This is a genomic window from Stenotrophomonas sp. PFBMAA-4 (assembly GCF_030053215.1).
Classification (GTDB): domain Bacteria; phylum Pseudomonadota; class Gammaproteobacteria; order Xanthomonadales; family Xanthomonadaceae; genus Stenotrophomonas.
The window spans coordinates 91,213-110,732 of sequence record NZ_JASGBW010000013.1 but is presented as its reverse complement, the minus strand read 5'-3'; the positions used below and the strand labels follow the sequence as shown (position 1 = coordinate 110,732).

18 protein-coding genes and 1 pseudogene are annotated in these 19,520 nt (G+C 66.1%); 10 read left to right on the top strand and 9 right to left on the bottom strand.

The features are described from left to right. Nucleotides 1-237: 237 nt before the first annotated feature. Nucleotides 238-1,929 carry a proline--tRNA ligase gene (locus QMZ26_RS10480; protein WP_283221410.1) on the top strand — a complete coding sequence of 564 codons (1,692 nt, stop codon included), beginning with the start codon at nt 238-240 and terminating at the stop codon, nt 1,927-1,929. 222 nt (nt 1,930-2,151) lie between these two features. After that, nucleotides 2,152-2,532, top strand: a pseudogene (locus QMZ26_RS10475) (H-NS histone family protein); the annotation flags it as partial. Between the two features lie 303 nt (nt 2,533-2,835). Here QMZ26_RS10475 and QMZ26_RS10470 read toward each other — a convergent pair. Then, a complete protein-coding gene (locus QMZ26_RS10470; RefSeq protein ID WP_283221409.1) occupies nt 2,836-4,095 on the bottom strand; it encodes a threonine/serine exporter family protein in 1,260 nt (419 codons plus the stop codon). 92 nt (nt 4,096-4,187) lie between these two features. On the opposite strand from QMZ26_RS10470, the gene QMZ26_RS10465 reads away from it, so the two are divergent. From QMZ26_RS10465 to QMZ26_RS10450, 4 genes are read left to right on the top strand one after another with little or no spacing between them, the layout of a single operon-like run. Beyond that, nucleotides 4,188-5,309: an ABC transporter permease gene (locus tag QMZ26_RS10465; protein ID WP_174208666.1), complete on the top strand. Its 1,122-nt coding sequence runs from the start codon at nt 4,188-4,190 to the stop codon at nt 5,307-5,309. 1 nt (nt 5,310) lies between these two features. Then, a complete protein-coding gene (locus QMZ26_RS10460; protein ID WP_200733326.1) occupies nt 5,311-6,138 on the top strand; it encodes an ABC transporter ATP-binding protein in 828 nt (275 codons plus the stop codon). Nucleotides 6,139-6,141: 3 nt separating this feature from the next. Then, nucleotides 6,142-7,068: an MlaD family protein gene (locus QMZ26_RS10455; protein WP_079220561.1), complete on the top strand. Its 927-nt coding sequence runs from the start codon at nt 6,142-6,144 to the stop codon at nt 7,066-7,068. Further along, nucleotides 7,065-7,706, top strand: a complete 642-nt coding sequence (locus QMZ26_RS10450; RefSeq protein ID WP_283221408.1) for an ABC-type transport auxiliary lipoprotein family protein — start codon at nt 7,065-7,067, stop codon at nt 7,704-7,706. Before QMZ26_RS10455 ends, QMZ26_RS10450 begins: the two co-directional genes overlap by 4 nt. Nucleotides 7,707-7,792: 86 nt before the next feature. Here the strand turns inward: QMZ26_RS10450 and QMZ26_RS10445 are convergent, their stop codons facing one another. The 7 genes from QMZ26_RS10445 to rfbB form a co-directional block, all read right to left on the bottom strand. After that, nucleotides 7,793-8,380 carry an alpha-ketoglutarate-dependent dioxygenase AlkB gene (locus QMZ26_RS10445; protein ID WP_283221407.1) on the bottom strand — a complete coding sequence of 196 codons (588 nt, stop codon included), beginning with the start codon at nt 8,378-8,380 and terminating at the stop codon, nt 7,793-7,795. Between the two features lie 50 nt (nt 8,381-8,430). After that, the gene (locus QMZ26_RS10440; protein ID WP_283221406.1) at nt 8,431-9,063 is read right to left on the bottom strand and encodes a CoA transferase subunit B; all 633 of its coding nucleotides are present in this window, start codon (nt 9,061-9,063) and stop codon (nt 8,431-8,433) included. 1 nt (nt 9,064) lies between these two features. Further along, the gene (locus tag QMZ26_RS10435) at nt 9,065-9,796 is read right to left on the bottom strand and encodes a CoA transferase subunit A (protein ID WP_200733322.1); all 732 of its coding nucleotides are present in this window, start codon (nt 9,794-9,796) and stop codon (nt 9,065-9,067) included. A gap of 88 nt (nt 9,797-9,884) precedes the next feature. Continuing rightward, nucleotides 9,885-10,784 (bottom strand): dTDP-4-dehydrorhamnose reductase, encoded by a 900-nt coding sequence (gene rfbD / locus QMZ26_RS10430; protein ID WP_283221405.1) that lies wholly within the window; start codon nt 10,782-10,784, stop codon nt 9,885-9,887. Next, a complete protein-coding gene (gene rfbC, locus QMZ26_RS10425; protein ID WP_283221404.1) occupies nt 10,781-11,338 on the bottom strand; it encodes a dTDP-4-dehydrorhamnose 3,5-epimerase in 558 nt (185 codons plus the stop codon). The genes rfbD and rfbC overlap by 4 nt, the downstream gene beginning before the upstream one ends. Further along, complete coding sequence (rfbA, locus tag QMZ26_RS10420; RefSeq protein WP_283221403.1) at nt 11,335-12,222, bottom strand: glucose-1-phosphate thymidylyltransferase RfbA; 888 nt, start codon at nt 12,220-12,222, stop codon at nt 11,335-11,337. Before rfbA ends, rfbC begins: the two co-directional genes overlap by 4 nt. A 14-nt stretch (nt 12,223-12,236) precedes the next feature. Next, complete coding sequence (gene rfbB, locus QMZ26_RS10415; protein ID WP_200733318.1) at nt 12,237-13,292, bottom strand: dTDP-glucose 4,6-dehydratase; 1,056 nt, start codon at nt 13,290-13,292, stop codon at nt 12,237-12,239. Between the two features lie 278 nt (nt 13,293-13,570). On the opposite strand from rfbB, the gene QMZ26_RS10410 reads away from it, so the two are divergent. The 4 genes from QMZ26_RS10410 (at nt 13,571) to QMZ26_RS10395 (ending at nt 18,180) form a co-directional block, all read left to right on the top strand. Next, nucleotides 13,571-14,317: an electron transfer flavoprotein subunit beta/FixA family protein gene (locus QMZ26_RS10410; RefSeq protein WP_032976362.1), complete on the top strand. Its 747-nt coding sequence runs from the start codon at nt 13,571-13,573 to the stop codon at nt 14,315-14,317. Then, complete coding sequence (locus QMZ26_RS10405) at nt 14,317-15,258, top strand: electron transfer flavoprotein subunit alpha/FixB family protein (RefSeq protein WP_200733317.1); 942 nt, start codon at nt 14,317-14,319, stop codon at nt 15,256-15,258. Before QMZ26_RS10410 ends, QMZ26_RS10405 begins: the two co-directional genes overlap by 1 nt. 144 nt (nt 15,259-15,402) lie before the next feature. Continuing rightward, entirely contained in the window at nt 15,403-16,761 is a 1,359-nt protein-coding gene (locus tag QMZ26_RS10400; protein WP_200733316.1) for a phosphomannomutase, read from the top strand. Between the two features lie 15 nt (nt 16,762-16,776). After that, complete coding sequence (locus QMZ26_RS10395; RefSeq protein WP_283221402.1) at nt 16,777-18,180, top strand: mannose-1-phosphate guanylyltransferase/mannose-6-phosphate isomerase; 1,404 nt, start codon at nt 16,777-16,779, stop codon at nt 18,178-18,180. An 85-nt stretch (nt 18,181-18,265) separates the two neighbouring features. Here QMZ26_RS10395 and QMZ26_RS10390 read toward each other — a convergent pair whose 3' ends face one another. Then, entirely contained in the window at nt 18,266-19,432 is a 1,167-nt protein-coding gene (locus QMZ26_RS10390) for a nucleotide sugar dehydrogenase (protein WP_283221401.1), read from the bottom strand. Nucleotides 19,433-19,520 lie beyond the last annotated feature (88 nt).

The window sequence follows — 19,520 nt, the reverse complement described above, 5'->3', positions numbered from 1 at the left end:
AGCGGCCGGCACTACCGTGTCCGTCTGCCGGAAGGGCTGGCGCCCCTCCGGCAACACAGTTGCTACATGGACGTATTCACGGCCTCCCCCTCAACCGGACCCGCCCCGCCAACCCACGGATAGCCAGCTTTTGACGTTGCCGTTGATTGCGGCGGGTGCAGGGCTGCAAGTCCTGCCAGTACAAACCCCCGGCCGGGCTGGCAGAATAGGCGTCTCTGCCGTTATCCGAAGCCGACGATGCGCCTCTCCCAGTTCCACCTGCACACCACCAAGGAAACCCCCAGCGACGCCGAGCTCACCAGCCACCGGTTGATGCTGCGGGCGGGCATGATCCGCAAGCTGGCATCGGGCCTGTACACCTGGTCGCCGCTGGGCCTGCGCGTGCTGCGCAAGGTCGAGCGCATCGTGCGCGAGGAAATGGACCGCGCCGGCGCCGTCGAATTCCAGATCCCGACCATCCAGCCGAAGGAACTGTGGGAGCAGACCGGCCGCTGGGAAAAGTTCGGCCCGCAGCTGCTGAAGATCAAGGACCGCAAGGAACAGACCTTCTGCTACAGCCCCACCGCCGAAGAAGCCGCCTGCGATTTCGCACGCAGCGAGCTGTCCAGCTACAAGCAGCTGCCGGTCAACTTCTACCAGATCCAGACCAAGTTCCGCGACGAGATCCGCCCGCGTTTCGGCGTGATGCGCGCGCGCGAATTCCTGATGAAGGATGCCTATTCGTTCCACCTGCACGATGACTGCCTGGTGCGCGAATACGAAAACATGAAGGCGGCCTACAGCCGCATCTTCACCCGCCTGGGCCTCGATTTCCGCATGGTGCAGGCCGATTCCGGCGCCATCGGCGGCGATGCCTCGCAGGAATTCCACGTGATCGCCGATTCGGGCGAGGACGCGCTGGTGTTCTCCACCGGCTCGGATTATGCCGCCAACATGGAAGCGGCCGTGGCCGCTGACCCGGCACCGCGCGCGGCTGCCGCCGAAGCCATGCGCAAGGTCGACACGCCCACGCAGAAGACCTGCGAGGACGTCGCTGCCCTGCTCGGCCTCGACCTGACCCGTACCGTGAAGTCGGTGGCGCTGATGACCGAAGGCGGCTTCGTGCTGGCCCTGGTGCGCGGCGACCACGACGTCAACGAGATCAAGCTGGGCAAGGTCGCCGGCCTGGAAGACCAGCGCTTTGCCAGCGAGGCGGAAGTCGCCGAGTACCTGGGCAGCGTGCCGGGCTTCCTCGGCCCGGTCGCCCCGGCCAAGGCCATCCGCGTGGTCGCCGACCGTGAAGTGGCGGCCATGGCCGACTTCGTCGTCGGCGCCAACGAAGCCGGTTTCCACCTGGCCGGCGTCAACTGGGGCCGCGACCTGGCCGAGCCGGAAGTGGCCGACATCCGCAACGTGCAGGCCGGTGACCGCGCCGTGGACGGCGGCGAACTGAAGATCGCCCGCGGCATCGAGGTCGGCCACGTCTTCCAGCTGGGCCGCAAGTACGCCGAAGCACTCGACGCCACCGTGCTGGACGAGAACGGCAAGGCTGCGGTGATGGCGATGGGCTGCTACGGCATCGGTATTTCCCGCGTGGTCGCGGCGGCGATCGAACAGAACCACGATGACGCCGGCATCATCTGGCCCGACGCGATGGCGCCGTGGCAGGTGGTGGTGTGCGTGATCAACCCGAAGGGTGACGCCGGCGTGGCCGATGCGGCCGCCGGCCTGCTGCAGGAACTGCGCGATGCAGGCCTGGATGCGGCGCTGGATGACCGCGGCCTGCGCCCGGGTGCCATGTTCGCCGACATGGAACTGATCGGCGTGCCGCACCGGGTGGTGGTCAGCGAACGCGGCCTGGCCGCTGGCACCTTCGAATACCGTTCGCGCCGTGCCAGCGAGGCGGAGAGCCTGGACAAAACCACCCTGCTGCAGCGCCTGCAGGGTTGATTGGAAAGACCGGGGCCTGCCCCGGTCTTTTTTTGCCTGTTTTGTGCGCACCAGCAAAATGCCGGCGGACATAATCCGGTCAAAATGGACGGATTGGGGCCACCCGGCCGCCATGTCGCGACTGCCGGTATTTGTGCTGGGATTAATTCGTCATTATTCTGTCCCGCGACGCCACGGACCGGCTCGTCCCTGTCCCTAATTCAGTTTCCGGAGTAATCGTAAATGAGCATCGACCTGAGCGGCCTGTCGGCACGCGAGCTGGGCGCCCTGATCCGCACCGCCAAGAAGCAGCAGACCATCGTGGCCAAGCGTCGCCCGATCACCAAGGTACGTGCCCAGCTGAGCAAGCTGGCCAAGGCCGAGGGTTACACCATCGAGGAACTGTTCGGTGACGCGCCGGCCGCCCCGCGTGCGCGCAAGGCCACCAAGGCCACCAAGGCACCGGCGAAGACCGCGGGCCGCAAGCTCGGCAAGGTTGCGCCGAAGTACCGCAATCCGGCCAACCCGAAGGAAACCTGGACCGGCCGTGGCAAGCAGCCGCGCTGGATGGCCGAACTGACCGCCAAGGGCGGCAAGAAGCCGGAAGATTTCCTGATCAAGAAGGCCTGAGGCCCACGGTCGGAATGAAATGAAAAACGCCGGCGCAAGCTGGCGTTTTTTTGTTCCCCGGCGTGTGGACCAACGGTCCACACGCACCAAGGGCATCAAGGCGTGTGGACCAACGGTCCACACCCACCAAGGGCATCAGGGCGTGTGGACCAACGGTCCACACCCACCAAGGGCATCAAGGCGTGTGGACCAACGGTCCACACCCACCAAGGGCATCAGGGCGTGTGGACCAACGGTCCACACCCACCAGAGGCATCAGGGCGTGTGGACCAACGGTCCACACCCACCAGTCCACACCTACAGGGTTTTTCTCGCCGGCATCAGCAGGTTGCCGAACAGCAGGCCGGCCACCAGTGCCATCACCACGTTGAGCACGGTGAGGAACACGCTCTGCCCGGCGCCCACGTCCTGCTGCTGCACCAGGGTCAGCACGCCGCGCAGGCTGGTGCTGCCGGGCACCATCATGATGATGCCCGGCAGGCGGATGATCGCGCCCGGGCGCCCGACCAGGCGGCCGAACAGATTGCCACCGGCGGTGAGCAGCATGGCGGACAGGAAAATGCCGGCCGGTGCGCCCCAGGCGTGGCCACCGAATTTGGAAATGGCATAACCGGCCACCGACGCCGCCATCACCCACGGATAATCGCGGCGATTGGCCTTGAACAGCATGGCGAAGGCGAAGGCGGCGGTCAGCAGCGAGCCCCATTCCACCCACGGCCCCTGCGGCCGCGAGGCGCGGATCACCGGCTCCAGGCCCAGTACGTCGGCCAGGGTCACCGCGATCATCGCGCCGACGCTGAGTTTCATGATGGTGGTCAGCGCGCCGGCAAAGCGTGCCGTGCCCGATACCCAATGCTGGCTGGCCAGTTCATTGACCGCGTTGGTCAGCGACATGCCGGGCAGCAGCACCACCAGCGAGGCGATGATGACGGTATTGAGGTTGAGCGCGCCAACGAAGGCTGCCACCAGGGTGGCGACCATGCCGGCCAGCAGCGCGGCCAGCGCCTCGGCGGCCTCGCGGGTGGCCGGGCGACGGTCGGTGACCATGCCCAGCAGGCCGATCATCAGGCCGATGACACCGGCGGTGGCGATGTCCAGCCAGGGCAGCTTCCACATGCCGGCCACGCCGGCCGCGCCCAGGCTGAAGGACAGCATGGTGCGCAGCTTGCCGCGCCGGCCAGGGTCCTTGTCCAGCTGGCGCAGCGCGGTGTGGCCCTGGGCGATGCTCATGCGGCCGTTGGACACTTCCTCGGCGATACGGTCGGCCACGCTCAGCTTGTGCAGGTCGTTCTCGCCCGGCGCCAGGCGGATCACCCGGGTGATGTCGCTGGAACCGATGGCCTGCGCCGGGTCGCTGAAGCTGAGGATGATGCCGGTGGGGTTGGACCACGGTTCACAATCGAGGTCCAGCTGCACCGCCAGGGCCACCACGGCCGTTTCCAGGCGCTGGGCGGTGGTGCCATAACTGTGCAGGCGCCCGGCGATCTCGGAAACAAACGCCACGCGCTGTGCGTAGGTGGCCGGGGGCGTGGGGATCGTGTGAGCGTCTGCAGACATGCGCCGTAGTATTACCCACGCGGGCCCCGGCAGGAGAAATTCATCCCGGTTCGACGCGGCGCGCAGGGCGAAACGGTTATGCTGCGAGCCGAATGGCCCCCATGACCCCGAACCACGCCCCCCGGCTTGAACAGGACGCCCACGATCCCGGGCTGATCCGCCTGTCCGGGCATTGGACCCTGAAGACCGCGCTGGACGCGGCAGAGGTGCTGCGTGGCATTCCCGACACAGTGACCGGCATCGACGCCACCGGCATCGAACAGCTGGACTCGGCGGGCGTGCTGCAGGTGCTGCGCGTGGCCCATCGTGCCGACCTGGGCGAACAGGCGCTGCAGTTCCGCCCGGACCACCAGGCGCTGGTGTGCACCATCGAGGAAGTGGCCGACGACCGCCCCAGGCCCAAACGCGATTTCGGCGTGCTGGCCGCGCTCGAGCGCCTCGGCGTCAGCGTCCATGCCACCGGCCACAACATCAAGGCGCTGTGCAGCTTCCTCGGCGAGAACCTGGTGAAGGCCGCACGGCTGGTGAAGGAACCGCGGCGCTTCCGCCTGACCGCCACCGTGCACCAGATGGAACAGGTGGGGCTGGATGCGGTGCCGCTGGTCGCGCTGCTGTCCTACCTGGTCGGCGCGGTCATCGCCTTCCTCGGCTCGACCATCCTGCGTGACTTCGGCGCGGAGATCTACGTGGTCGAACTGGTCAACATCGCCTTCCTGCGCGAGTTCGCCGTGCTGCTGACCGCCATCGTGCTGGCCGGCCGTACCGCCAGTGCGTTCACCGCGCAGATCGGCGCGATGAAGGCGCGCGAAGAAATCGATGCGATGCGCACGCTCGGCCTGGACCCGGTCGACCTGCTGGTGCTGCCGCGCCTGCTGGCCCTGCTGGTGACCCTGCCGCTGCTGACCTTCATCGCGATGATCGCCGGCCTGGCCGGCGGCATCACGGTCGGCGCGTTCGACCTGGACATTCCGCCGCAGATGTACATCGCGCGCATGCACGAAACGATGGAAGTGCGGCACATGCTGGTGGGCCTGTCCAAGGCCCCGGTGTTCGCGCTGATCATCGGCCTGATCGGCTGCCTGGAAGGCCTGAAAGTTGAAGGCACGGCGCAGTCGGTGGGCGAGCGCACCACCTCCAGCGTGGTGCAGACCATCTCGCTGGTCATCATCATCGACGCCTTCGCGGCGTTGTGGTTCATGCACATGGACTGGTGACATGAACACACACGACACCGATACCGACACCGCGATGCACGACGACCAGGGCCACGACCTGGCCATCCGCGTGCGCGGGCTGGTCAACCGCTTCGGCAGCCAGACCGTGCACGAAGGCCTGGACCTGGATGTGCGCCGGGGCGAGATCCTCGGCGTGGTCGGCGGCTCGGGCACCGGCAAGTCGGTGCTGATGCGCTCGATCCTGGGCCTGCGCGTGCCCGACGAAGGGCAGATCGAGGTACTCGGCCGTGATGCACGCGCCGACGATGCCGAAAGCCGCCTGCACATCGAGCGCAACACCGGCGTGCTGTTCCAGGATGGCGCGCTGTTCTCCTCGCTGAGCGTGGGCGAGAACGTGCAGGTGCCGCTGAAGGAACACCACCGCGAGCTGCCCGAGCGCTGGCATTACGAACTGGCGCTGCTGAAGGTGAAGCTGGCCGGCCTGCCTGCCGATGCCATCAACAAGCTGCCCTCGCAGCTGTCCGGCGGCATGCGCAAGCGCGCCGGCCTGGCCCGTGCGCTGGCGCTGGACCCGCCGCTGCTGTTCCTGGACGAACCCACCGCCGGCCTGGACCCGATCGGCGCGGCCGCCTTCGACCGCCTGATCAAGACCCTGCAGGAAGCGCTGGGGCTGACCGTGTTCCTGATCACCCACGACCTGGACACGCTGTATGCGATCTGCGACCGGGTGGCGGTGATCGCCGACCGCAAGGTGGTGGCCAACGCGCCGCTGCCGGAGATCGAGAAACTGGACCATCCCTGGATCCAGGAATATTTCCACGGACCCCGTGCGCGTGCTGCGCGCGGCGAACAGATCAAGAGTGCCTGAGCCATGGAAACCAAAGCCAACTACGTGCTGATCGGCGCGTTCACCCTGATCACCGGCCTGGCCCTGCTGGCCTTCGGCTTGTGGGCGGCCAAGTACTCCTCCGACCGCACCTGGCAGGAATACCGCGTGGTGTTCCGCGAGGCGGTCACCGGCCTGTCGGTGGGCAGCCCGGTGCAGTACAACGGCATCGCGGTGGGATCGATCACCGAGCTGAACCTGGTGCCCGATGACCCGCGCCAGGTGGTCGCGCGCATCCGCCTGAACTCCAATACCCCGGTCAAGACCGATACCCGCGCCAAGCTGGCCATCACCAGCCTGACCGGCCCGTCGATCATCCAGCTCAGTGGCGGCACGCCGCAGGCACCGACGCTGACCACCGTCAACAAGGATCCGGCGCCGATCATCCCGACCACGCCGTCGGCCCTGCAGAACATCACCGATGTGGCCAACCGCATCGTCGAGCGCATGGACCAGATCCTGAGCGACCGCAACGTCGCCTCGATCAACGCCACCCTGGCCAATCTGGAAACCATCAGCGGCGGCCTGGCCGACCGTGACCAGGGCACCCAGGCGCTGCTGCTGAGCGCGCGCGATGCCGCACGCAGCCTGGACACCACGCTGAAGACCACCAACGGCACCATCGAGCGCCTGGACAAGAACCTGGTGCAGCAGCTGCCGGGCATCATCGACAAGCTCGACGCCACCCTGGGCAAGCTCGATTCGGCCGCAGGCAATGCCGATTCGATCCTGGGCGAGAACCGTGCGGCCATCAACAGCTTCGCCAACGATGGCCTGGGCCAGCTGGGCCCGACGCTGAACGAACTGCGCGGCCTGATCCGCGACCTGCGCCGGGTCAGCGACCGGCTCGAGAACAACCCCGCGCGCTACCTGCTGGGCCGCGACGCACCGAAGGAGTTCGAACCCAAATGAGCCCGATGACCCTTCCGCGCCTGCTGCTGGCCGCCTCGGCCGTCGCCCTGCTGGGTGGCTGCTCGATCCTTGGCAGCGGCGACAAGAGCCCGGTCACCCTGTATTCGCCCGCGGTGCAGGTGAAGGTGGACCCGAGCTGGCCGCAGGCCGACTGGCAGCTGGTGGTGTCCAAGCCCAGCGCCGCGCGCATGGTCGACAGCCCGCGCATCAACGTGCGGCCGACGCCGTCGGAGCTGGAGATCTACAAGGGCGCCAGCTGGGCACAGCCGGCCACCGACATCATCGAAGACACCCTGCTGCGCGGCTTCGAGGATTCCGGCCGCCTGCGTGGCGTGGCACGCACCGCCGCCGGCATCCGCGCCGATTACAAGCTGGCCACGGATATCCGCCGCTTCGAATCGGACTACCAGGGCCAGGCGACGCCAACGGTGGTGATCGAAGTGAACGCCAAGCTGATCCACACCACCGACCAGCGCGTGGTGGCTGACCACACGTTCCGCCAGGCGCAGCCGGTGGGCAGTACCGACGTGCCGGCCGTAGCTGCCGCCTTCGAGCGTGGCCTGCAGCAGCTGGCGCAGGACGTGGTGGGCTGGACGCTGGTCAGCGGGCAGAACGACGCAGCGTCGATGAAGCGCTGAACCCTGTCCGCTGCGCTCGCCGGGCATGGCCCGGCGCTACCGCCGCGCGATGCAGGCAGCGCCGGGCCATGCCCGGCGGAGCGCGCTCAACGCGGCTGGATCCAGCGGAATGTCAGGTTGATGCGTTCGCCCTGCACCCGTGCCATCTTCGGCAGGGCGTGCTGGTAGAAGCGCTGGGTGCTGCCACCCATCAGCAGCAGGTCGCCGTGGCCGAGCAGGAATTCCGCCTTGCGCGCATGGTCCTCACGCCGCCGCAGCAGGAAGCGGCGCGCCGCGCCCAGGCTGAGCGAGGCGATGAGCGGCGACGGCCCCAGCTCCGGTTCGTCGTCGCTGTGCCAGCCCATGTAATCGCCGCCGTTGCGGTAGCGGTTGACCAGCACGCTGTTGAACGCACCGATGCCCTGCGCCTGCAGGCGCTCGCGCAGGACCTGCAGCCGCGGCGGCCACGGCTGCGGCACGAACTCGGCGCCGGAATAGCGGTAGCGCGCCTGCGGGTCACCGATCCAGCAGCTCAGCCGTGGCGAATCCACCCAGCGGCCGAACATGCGGATGCGATGCACCTCCCACGGCAGTTCCGACTGCAGGGCCGACAGCAGCGCATCGGCGGCGGCGGCGGGCAGCCAGCCCGGCAGGTGCTGGACGTCGGCATCAGGCAGGTCGTGGGGGAACAGCATCGCGGTCGTCCTCATGCGCGGGGCGGCAGAAGCGCCCCGCGCACGTTCACTCAGGCGCGCCGGAACGGCACGCCGGTCTTTTCCTTCAGTTCGTCATCGGCCACGCCCGGCGCCGCTTCCACCAGCACCAGGCCGTCGTCGGTCACGTCGAACACGGCCAGGTCGGTGATGATGCGGTCGACCACGCCGACGCCGGTCAGCGGCAGCGAGCATTCGGCCAGGAGCTTGTGCTCGCCGTTCTTCGCGGTGTGCTCCATCAGCACCACCACGCGCTGCACGCCGGCCACCAGGTCCATGGCGCCGCCCATGCCCTTGACCATCTTGCCGGGCACCATCCAGTTGGCCAGGTCACCCTTGTCGGTCACCTGCATGGCGCCGAGGATGGCCAGGTTGACGTGACCGCCGCGGATCATCGCGAAGCTGTCATGGCTGCCGAAATAGCTGGCACCGGCACGCGCGGTGACGGTCTGCTTGCCGGCGTTGATCAGGTCGGCATCCACTTCGGCGTCGGTCGGGAACGGGCCGATGCCGAGCAGGCCGTTCTCGGACTGCAGCCACACGTCCACGCCTTCGGGAATGTGGTTGGCCACCAGGGTCGGCAGGCCGATGCCGAGGTTCACGTAGGCGCCATCGGTCAGTTCGCGGGCGGCACGTGCCGCCATCTCGTCACGGGTCCACGCCATGTCAGTTGCCCTCCGCGCGGATGGTGCGCTGTTCGATGCGTTTTTCAGGATGGGCGTTGTGCACGATGCGGTGCACGTAGATGCCCGGCAGGTGCACCTGGTCCGGATCGATGGCGCCCACCGGCACCACCTCTTCCACTTCCACGATGCAGACCTTGCCGGCCATCGCGCAGGCCGGGTTGAAGTTGCGCGCGGTCTTGCGGAACACCAGGTTGCCCGCCTCGTCGGCCTTCCAGGCCTTGACCAGGGCGACGTCGGCGCGCAGCGCGGTTTCCATCACGTAGTGCTTGCCGTCGAACTCGCGGGTTTCCTTGCCTTCGGCCACCACGGTGCCGTAGCCGGTGGCGGTGAAGAACGCCGGGATGCCCGCACCGCCGGCGCGCAGGCGCTCGGCCAGGGTGCCCTGCGGGTTGAACTCCAGCTCCAGCTCACCGGCCAGGAACTGCCGTTCGAATTCCTTGTTCTCGCCCACGTAGGACGAAATCATCTTCTTGATCTGCCGCGTTTCCAGCAGCTGGCCCAGGCCGAAGCCATCCACGCCGGCATTGTTGGAGATCACGGTCAGGCCCTTGGCACCACTGTCGCGCAGGGCGGCGATCAGCGCCTCGGGAATGCCGCACAGGCCGAAGCCGCCCACGGCCAGGGTCTGGCCATCGGCGATGACGCCCTGCAGGGCCTCCGCCGCCGAAGCGAAGCGCTTGCTGCGCTTGCCGCTGGAAGTTGCGTGTTCCATTTCTACAGCCCTACGGGGGAAGAATCAGCGCATTCTAGCCGGACCCTGCCGATGGGCTGGGATGCGCCGCAGCAATTGCGGCGGGCAATCAACCGCGGGCGATCGCTGCCATCACCTGCTTGAGGCCGTGCTGCCAGGCCGGCAGCACGATGCCGAAATCCTGCTGCAGCCTGCGATTGTCCAGCACCGACCACGCCGGGCGCTTGGCCGGGGTCGGGTACTCGGAACTGGGAATCGCTTCGACGGCCGGCACGCGCGCCAACACGTCAGTGGCCAGTGCCTCGGCGAAAATCGCTTCTGCAAAGCCATGCCAGCTGGTCTGGCCGCTGGCGGTCAGATGCCAGGTGCCCGACAGCTGCCCCGGGTGCTGCAGCGCCTGTGCGGTGGCATCGGCGATCAGCGCGGCCGAAGTCGGCGTACCGATCTGGTCGGACACCACCCGCAGGTGGTCGCGCTCGGCGCCCACCCGCAGCATCGTGCGCAGGAAATTGGCACCGTGCGAGGCATACACCCACGCCGTGCGGAAGATCAGGTGGCGGCCACCGGCGGCGCGAACGGCCTCTTCGCCATCCCGCTTGCTGGTGCCGTAGACGCCCAGCGGTGCGGTCGCATCGTCTTCGCGGTAGGGCGCGCTGCCTTGGCCATCGAACACGTAGTCGGTGGAGTAATGCACGAACGGCACGCCCTGCGCTGCACACCAGCGCGCGATCACGCCCGGCGCCTGTGCGTTGGCCGCGAACGCGGCCTCGACATCCTGCTCGGCACGGTCGACCGCCGTGTAGGCGGCAGCATTGACCACCACCGACGGCTGCAACCGGTCCAGCAACGCTGGCAGGCTGTCGGGCTGGGCAAAATCGGCCACTTCGCACGCGCTGCCGTCGGGCAACCGGCCACTGCGGGTGGTCGCCACCACCGGCCCCAGCGGGGCCAGCGCGCGCAACAGTTCCTGCCCGACCTGGCCGTTGCCGCCGAAGACCAGCACGGTCATGGTGTGTAGACCGGCAGGCGGTCTTCGGCGATGTCCTTCAGGAAGGGCACCTTTTCGTCCTTGGTCGACAGGATCGGCGCGCTGATCGGCCAGTCCACGGCGATGTCGGCATCGTTCCAGCGGATCCCGGCATCTGCTTCCGCGACGTACACATCGGTGCACAGATAGTGGAACAGCGCCGTTTCGGAAAGCACCGCAAAACCGTGGGCGAAGCCTTCGGGAATCCAGAACTGCCTCCTGTTCTCCGCGCTCAGCATCACCGCTTCCCACTGGCCGAACGTCGGCGAGCCACGGCGGATGTCCACCGCCACGTCATACACTTCCCCTTCCAACACGCTTACCAGTTTGCCCTGTGGGCGTGGCCACTGGTAATGAAGGCCGCGGAGCACACCGCGGGCAGACGAAGACACGTTGCTCTGCACGAACCGGGCGGGTAATCCCTGCTCTGCAAAGCGTCCGGCATTCCACGTCTCGTAGAAGAAGCCACGGTCATCACCGAACACACGAGGTTCGATGACCGCACAGTCGGGAAGGCGTGTCTGGATCACTTTCACGGAACAACGCCCCTCAGCGAGAGCTTCTGCAGATACTGGCCATAGGCATTCTTGATGAGCGGTGCAGCCAGCGCCTGCAGTTGAGCCGCATCGATCCAGCCTTGACCAAACGCGATTTCTTCCGGGCAGCACACCTGCAGGCCCTGCCGGGTCTGGATGGTCTCGATGAAGTTGGACGCTTCCAGCAGCGACTGGTGGGTACCCGTGTCGAGCCAGGCATAACCACGGCCCAGCGCTTCCAGATGCAGCTGGCCCTCGGCCAGGTAGCGCTTGTTGAGATCGGTGATCTCCAGTTCGCCACGCGGCGACGGCGTGAGCTCGGCGGCGTAGTCGCTGGCATTGCCGTCGTAGAAGTACAGGCCGGTGACGGCATAGTTGGAACGCGGCTTCTCCGGCTTCTCCACCAGGTCGATCACCCGGCCGTTCTGGTCGAACTCGGCCACGCCGTAGCGCTCCGGGTCGTTCACCCAGTAGCCGAAGACCGTGGAACCGTCCACGCGGCTGTCGGCCCGCTTGAGCACTTCGGTCAGGCCATGCCCGTGGAAGATGTTGTCACCCAGCACCAGGCAACTGGGCTTGCCGGCCACGAAATCACGCCCGATCAGGTAGGCCTGCGCCAGCCCGTCCGGACTCGGCTGCACGGCGTACTGGATGTCCATGCCCCACTGCGAACCGTCGCCCAGCAGCTGCTGGAACAACGCCTGTTCGTGCGGGGTGTTGATGATCAGCACTTCGCGGATGCCCGCCAGCATCAGCACGCTGAGCGGGTAATAGATCATCGGCTTGTCGTACACCGGCAGCAGCTGCTTGCTGACGCCCTTGGTGATCGGATAGAGCCGGGTGCCGGAACCGCCGGCGAGGATGATGCCCTTGCGCTGGGTCATGTCGTCTCCTGGGTTCAGGCGGCCGTGCCGATGCGCTGCAGGCGGTAGCTGCCGTCAAGCACGCCGTTCACCCACTCCTGGTTGTCCAGGTACCAGTCAACGGTGAAGGCAATGCCCTGCTCGAAGGTGTAGGCCGGTTCCCAGCCCAGGTCGTTCTTCAGCTTCGAGGCATCGATCGCATAGCGGCGGTCATGGCCGGGACGATCGGCCACGCAGGTGATCTGGCTGCTTCGCGGCTGGCCATCCTCACGCGGGCGGCGCGCATCGAGCAGCGCGCAGATCGCCTGCACCACCTCGATGTTCTGCTTTTCCGAGTTACCGCCGACGTTGTAGGTCTCACCGACCTGGCCCTTGGCCAGCACGGTACGGATCGCTTCGCAGTGGTCGGTCACGAACAGCCAGTCGCGCACCTGCCTGCCATCGCCGTACACCGGCAGCGGCTCGCCGGCCAGCGCCTTGGCGATCACCAGCGGGATCAGCTTCTCGGGGAAGTGGTAGGGGCCATAGTTGTTGGAACAGTTGGTGGTCAGCACCGGCAGCCCGTAGGTGTGGTGGAACGCACGCACCAGGTGGTCCGAGGCGGCCTTGGAGGCGGAGTACGGCGAGTTGGGCGCGTACGGGGTGGTCTCGCTGAACTTGCCGGTCTCGCCCAGCGTGCCGTACACCTCGTCGGTGGACACGTGCAGGAAGCGGAAGGCCGCACTCTGTTCGGCCGGCAGCGCCTTCCAGTAGTCACGCGCCGCTTCCAGCAGGCCCAGGGTGCCGACCACGTTGGTCTGGATGAAGGCACCCGGCCCGTCGATGGACCGGTCCACATGGCTTTCGGCGGCGAAATTCAGCACCGCGTCGGGCTGGTGCTCGGCCAGCAGGCGGGCAACCAGCGCGCTGTCGCCGATGTCACCCTGCACGAACACGTGGTCCGGATTGCCGTCCAGGCTGGACAGAGTCTTCAGGTTGCCGGCGTAGGTCAGCGCGTCGAGATTGACGACCTTGATGCCGCGGGCGACCGCCTCGAGAACGAAGTTACCGCCAATGAATCCGGCGCCGCCGGTGACAAGCCATGTGGGCACTACGTGTTCTCCTGTTAACTGTTCACCTCGGCCTGGGGGCGCTCCGGTAGCAGGAAAGGATACATCGGAGGTGCCTTCACGACTGCCAGCAAGCGGTGAATGACAGCTTGGCAGCGGCATTTCCTGCTGCATCGCAGCAAAACCATACGCATTCGCATGGTCACCCCAAGCCAGCTAGAATCGGGGTCCCACCCCCGAACCGGTTGCTGTGCGAGGACCGGACGTTTCCCGTTACTGTGAGCCGGCCAGCGGCCGGCACTACAAGGATCGAGTACCAGATGAAAATCCTCGTCGCGTACAAGCGCGTGGTGGACTACAACGTCCGCATTCAGGTCAAGCCGGACGGCTCCGGCGTGGTCACCGACGGCGTCAAGCTGTCCCCCAACCCCTTCGATGAAATCGCCCTGGAAGAAGCCCTGCGCCTGCGCGACAAGGGCATCGCGACCGAAGTGGTGGTCGCCACCATCGCCCCGGCGGATGCCCAGGCGCACCTGCGCAATGGCTTGGCCATGGGCGCAAACCGTGCCATTCACGTCGTTACCGATCAGGCCATCCAGCCGCTGACCGCGGCCCGTACCCTGCTAAAGCTGGTCGAGAAGGAACAGCCGGACCTGGTGATCCTCGGCAAGCAGGCCATCGACGACGATGCCAACCAGACCGGCCAGATGCTGGCCACGCTGTGGGGCCGCCCGCAGGCGACCTTCGCCAGCAAGCTGGACATTGCCGACGGCAAGGCCACGGTCACCCGCGAGGTCGATGCCGGCCTGGAAACGCTGGAAGTGGACCTGCCGGCCGTGGTCACCACCGACCTGCGCCTGAACGAACCGCGCTTCATCAAGCTGCCGGACATCATGAAGGCCAAGGCCAAGCCGCTGGAGACCCTGCAGCTGGCCGACCTCGGCGTTGAAGCCGCCGATACCTTCAAGACCACCCAGTACGCCGCGCCGTCCAAGCGCAGCAAGGGCGTGATGGTCAAGGACGCGGCCGAACTGGTTGCCGCACTCAAGCAGAAGGGGCTGCTGTAATGAGCAAGATTCTCGTCATCGCCGAACACCACGACGGCAAGCTCAACGCCGCCACCGCCAAGACCGTCAGCGCCGCCGCCGCCATCAGCGGTGCCAGCATCGACGTGCTGGTGCTGGCCGCCGACCCGGCCGCTGTCGCCACTGAAGCGGCGAAGATCGCCGGCGTCGCCAAGGTCCTGACCGTGGCCAACGCCGCCAACGCGCAGGCCATCGCCCAGGTGCTGGCCCCGCAGATCGCGCAGCTGGCCAAGGGCTACAGCCACGTGTTCGGCCCGTCCACCACCTTCGGCAAGGACCTGATGCCGTGCGTTGCCGCCCTGCTGGGCGTCAACCAGGTGTCCGACCTGATGGCCGTGGAAGGCAGCCACACCTTCAAGCGCCCGATCTACGCCGGCAACGCCATCATCACCGTCGAAGCGCCGGCCGACCAGATCGTGGTCGCCACCGTGCGCGCCGCATCGTGGCCGGAAGCCGCCCAGGGTGGCAGCGCCGCCGTGGAAGCGGCCAGCGTCGATGCTGCCCTGCCGGCGCACACCCGCTTCGTCGGCCTGGCCGCCGGTGCCAGCGACCGCCCGGACCTGCAGAGCGCCAAGCGCGTGGTCTCCGGTGGCCGTGGCGTCGGTTCGGAAGAGAACTTCAAGGTCATCTTCCAGCTGGCCGACAAGCTCGGTGCCGCCGTCGGTGCCTCGCGCGCCGCGGTCGACGCCGGCTACGTGCCCAGCGACCTGCAGGTCGGCCAGACCGGCAAGATCATCGCGCCGGAACTGTACGTGGCCGTCGGCATCAGCGGTGCCATCCAGCACCTGACCGGCATCAAGGATGCCGGCACGATCGTGGCCATCAACAAGGACGCGGATTCGCCGATCTTCGAGATCGCCGACATCGGCCTGGTCGGGGATCTGTTCACGATTCTGCCGGAGCTGGAGGCGGCCCTGCACTGAACCACGCTGGAAAATGTCGCGTAATCAGTGGATTACGCGACATTCCCAAGCAATTTATGGCTTGCATGGACGCTGGCCCGGATCAACCGTCTTTGCACACCGTCTCGCTATAATCCGGGGTCAACCCGTGTAAGGACTGCATCGATGACGCTCCCGTGTTTCAAGGCCTATGACATCCGCGGCCGCGTTCCGGATGAACTGGATGAACGCCTTGCCCGCCGTATCGGCGCCGGCACAGCGGCGTTGCTGGGCCCGGGACCGGTGGTGGTTGGACACGACATCCGCCTGAGCAGCCCTGCCCTGCTGCAAGCCGCCATTGAAGGCCTCACCGCCAGCGGACGCGATGTCATCGACATCGGCATGTGCGGCACCGAAGAGGTCTATTTCCAGACGTTCCATCGCAAGGCGGCCGGCGGCATCATGGTCACCGCCAGCCACAACCCGATGGACTACAACGGGATGAAGCTGGTCCGCGAGGAATCCAAGCCGATCAGCGGCGATACCGGCCTGTTCGACATCCGCGATTTCGCCGCGTCCGACGCACCGCTGGGCAACGGCCACGGCACGATCACCCGTGACGCCGACAAGGCCGCCTACATCCAGCACCTGCTGGGCTACATCGATGTGGCCAGCCTGAAGCCGCTGAAGATCGTCACCAACCCCGGCAACGGCGGCGCAGGCCTGGTGATCGACGAACTGGCGCCGCACCTGCCGTTCGAATTCATCCGCATCCAGCACGAAGCCGACGGCCGTTTCCCCAACGGCATTCCCAACCCGCTGCTGCCGGAAAACCGTGCGGCGACGCGCGACGCCGTGCGCGCCAATGGCGCCGACTTCGGCATCGCCTGGGACGGTGACTTCGACCGCTGCTTCTTCTTCGATGCCGAAGGCAACTTCATCGAGGGCTATTACCTCGTTGGCCTGCTGGCCACCGCACTGCTGGCCCGCCAGCCGGGCGGCAAGATCATCCATGACCCGCGCCTGACCTGGAACACCGTGGAAATGGTCGAGCAGGCCGGCGGTGTGCCGATCATGAGCAAGACCGGCCATGCCTTCATCAAGGAGCGCATGCGCGCCGAAGATGCGATCTACGGCGGCGAGATGAGCGCGCACCACTACTTCCGCGAATTCGCCTACTGCGATTCCGGCATGATTCCGTGGCTGCTGATCGCGCAGCTGGTCTCCAGCACCGGCAAGTCGCTGGGCGAACTGGTGGCGGACCGCATGAAGGCCTACCCGTGCAGCGGCGAGATCAATTTCCGCGTGGATGACGCCAAGGCCACCGTCGCGCGCGTGCTGGCGCACTTCGAAGCGCAGCAGCCGCAGCTGGACCGTACCGACGGCATCAGCGCAGACTTCGCCGAGTGGCGTTTCAGCCTGCGCAGCTCCAACACCGAACCGCTGCTGCGCCTGAACATCGAAACCCGCGGCGACGAAACGCTGCTGCAGGACCGCATCCGCGAGCTGACCGCCCTGATTGGCGGCACGCCAGCCAATCACTGACCAGGACACTTTCGTATGACCCCCATTGTTCCCGTCATTCTTTCCGGCGGCTCCGGCACCCGGCTGTGGCCGCTGTCGCGCGAAGCCTATCCGAAGCAGTTCCTGCCGCTGGTCGGCGATGACACGATGCTGCAGGCGACCTGGAAGCGCGTCGCTTCCATTGCCGGCGCAGCCCCCATCGTGGTCGCCAACCAGGAGCACCGCTTCATGGCAGCCGAGCAGCTGCGCGAGTGCAAGGTGCAGCCGCAGGCGCTGATTCTTGAACCGGTGGGCCGCAACACCGCCCCGGCCATCGCCATCGCCGCACTGCAGGCGCTGGCCAGCGGCGATGATGCCCTGCTGCTGGTCCTGCCGTCCGACCACGTGGTCCGCAACGAAGCGGCCTTCCACGCGGCGGTCAAGCAGGCTGCCATCGCCGCCGAAAGCGGCAAGCTGGTCACCTTCGGCATCGTGCCGACGGCACCGGAAACCGGCTACGGCTACATCAAGGCCGCTGGCGGCGAAGGTGTGCGCGCCGTCGATCGTTTCGTCGAGAAGCCCGACCTGGCTACCGCCGGGCAGTATGTGGCTTCGGGCGAGTACTTCTGGAACAGCGGCATGTTCCTGTTCAAGGCGTCGCGCTACCTGAAGGAACTGGAGGCGCTGCAGCCGGCGATCCTGGCGGCATGCCGCCAGGCGCTCGACAAGGCCGCCCGCGACAACGACTTCATCCGCCTGGATGCCGAAGCATTCGCCGCCAGCCCGAACGATTCGATCGACTATGCGGTGATGGAGAAGACGGCTGACGCCGCCGTTGTCCCGCTGGATGCGGAATGGAACGACGTGGGTTCCTGGTCTGCGCTGTGGGAAGTGTCCGACAAGGATGCCGATGGCAATGCCTGCCACGGTGACGTGATCGCCCTGGACTGCAAGGACAGCTACGCCTACGGCAACCGCCTGATCGCGATGGTCGGCCTGCAGGACGTGGTGGTTGTGGAAACCGATGACGCTGTGTTCGTGGGCCACAAGGACCGCGTGCAGGACGTCAAGGAAATCGTTGGCCAGATCAAGCGTGATGGCCGCAGCGAAGCTGCCGCCCACCGCAAGGTCTACCGCCCCTGGGGCGCCTACGACTCCATCGACAACGGCGCCCGCTTCCAGGTCAAGCGCATCACGGTGAAGCCAGGCGCGACCCTGAGCCTGCAGATGCACCACCACCGTGCCGAGCACTGGATCGTGGTCAGCGGCACGGCCGAAGTGACCCGCGGCGATGAGGTGATCCTGCTGTCGGAAAACCAGAGCACCTACATCCCGCTGGGCGTGACCCATCGCCTGAAGAACCCGGGCAAGCTTCCGCTGGAACTGATCGAAGTGCAGTCGGGCAGCTATCTGGGCGAGGACGACATCGTTCGCTTCGAAGACAGCTACGGCCGCGCGTGATTCGACCTGCTCCGTCATGCTGAAGGGGCCGGGTAGCAATACCCGGCCTTTCTCTTTCACCCGTCAGACAATCAAAGGCATCGGGTCAGTTGTCACCGAAAAGATCGCGCGTGTAAACCTTTTCGGCGACATCGACGAGCGCCTCTGCCATTCGGTTGCTGATGATCACGTCTGACTGCGCCTTGAATTCCACCAGGTCATTCACAACTCGCGAATTGAAGAATTCGTCGGCATCAAGGGCGGGCTCGTGCACGATCACCTCGATGCCCTTTGCCTTGATCCGCTTCATGATCCCCTGGATGCTCGAGGACCTGAAGTTGTCCGATCCGGCTTTCATAATCAGTCGATAGACGCCAACGACCTTCGGATTGCGCGCAAGGATATCAGCGGCGATGAAGTCCTTACGGGTCGTATTGGATTCAACGATTGCCCGGATCAGGTTCTGCGGTACGGCTTGGTAATTCGCCAGCAACTGCTTGGTATCCTTCGGCAGGCAGTAACCGCCATAACCGAATGAAGGGTTGTTGTAGCCATCGCCGATCCGGGGGTCGAGCGAAATCCCTTCGATGATCTGCCGGCTGTCCAGCCCGTGGGTTTGTGCGTAGGTATCCAGCTCATTGAAGTAGGAAACGCGCATGGCCAGATAGGTGTTGGCGAACAGTTTGATCGCCTCGGCCTCGGTGGAGTCAGTAAACAGTACCGCCACGTCCTTCTTTTCCGCCCCCTCCTGCAGCAGCGATGCAAAGCTCCTCGCCGCCTCGCTGTGGTCGCCCACAATGATGCGGGAAGGATGGAGATTATCGTGCAGCGCACGACCCTCACGGAGGAACTCCGGCGAGAAGATGATGTTGCGGGTCCCGAACTGCTCGCGCGCCTTTGCGGTGAAGCCTACCGGAATCGTCGATTTGATGATCATCGTCGCCGCCGGATTGATCTCCAGGACCTGCGCGATGACGGACTCGATCGAACGCGTATTGAAGTAGTTGGTGACCGGGTCATAGTCGGTCGGCGTCGCGATGATCACGAACGCAGCCCCTTCGTACGCTTCACGCGGATCGAGCGTGGCCCGGAAGTTGAGTTGCCTACCGGCAAGCGCCTTCTCGATATCCGCGTCCGCAATGGGTGACTCTCCCCGGTTGAGCTTCTCGACCTTTTCTGCGATCAGGTCGAGGGCGACCACCTCGTGGTGCTTGGCGAGCAACACACCGTTGGAAAGGCCAACATAACCGGTACCCGCGATTGCAATTTTCATCGTGCCTCGATTGAAATCATCATGTAGTAGCTCGTAAATGGGCAGGCCGCACTCGCAGAAGGCTGTTCTCGGGCCGTCGCCGACTCAT